The organism is Streptomyces triticirhizae (assembly GCF_003696235.1).
GTDB classification, from domain to species: Bacteria; Actinomycetota; Actinomycetes; order Streptomycetales; family Streptomycetaceae; genus Streptomyces; species Streptomyces triticirhizae.
This window is the reverse complement of record NZ_RFFJ01000427.1, coordinates 1-525: the sequence shown is the minus strand read 5'-3', so window position 1 is coordinate 525 and position 525 is coordinate 1. Positions and strand designations below refer to the sequence as shown.

At 79.0% G+C, this 525-nt stretch carries 1 pseudogene; it reads left to right on the top strand.

Going from position 1 to position 525, the window contains the following annotated elements:
- Nucleotides 1–525 (top strand): annotated as a pseudogene (locus EBN88_RS32305) (DNA polymerase III subunit gamma and tau); the annotation flags it as partial.

Genomic DNA, 525 nt, shown 5'->3' with positions numbered 1-525 from the left:
GGGCCCCCGCCCCCGCCGAGCCCGCGCCCGCGCCGGCCGCTCACGCGCCGCAGGCCCCCGCCGCAGGCGGCGGCGATCCGGCCCAGGTGCGGCAGCTCTGGCCGGACATCCTGGAGGCGGTCAAGCAGCGCCGCCGCTACAGCTGGATTCTGCTGAGCCAGAACGCCCAGGTCATCGGCTTCGACGGCGGCAGCAACACGCTCCGCCTCGGCTTCGCCTCCGCCGGCGCCCGGGACAACTTCGTCAACAGCGGCAGCGAGGACGTACTCCGCCAGGCGCTCAGCGACCGGATGGGCGTCTCCTGGCGCATCGAGGCCGTGATCGACCAAGGCGGCGGAGGCGGCGGCGGCCTCCGGCCCGGCGGCCCCGGCCCCCTGTCCCCGCCGGCCGCCCCCCAGCCGTCCCAACCCTCCCCGTATCCGCAGCCCCCCCAGTCCGCACAGCCGACGCAGGCCACGCAGCCGACGCGGTCCGCACAGCGGCCCGCCGCCGCGCCCTCCCAGCGCCCGGCCGCGCCGGCGCCCG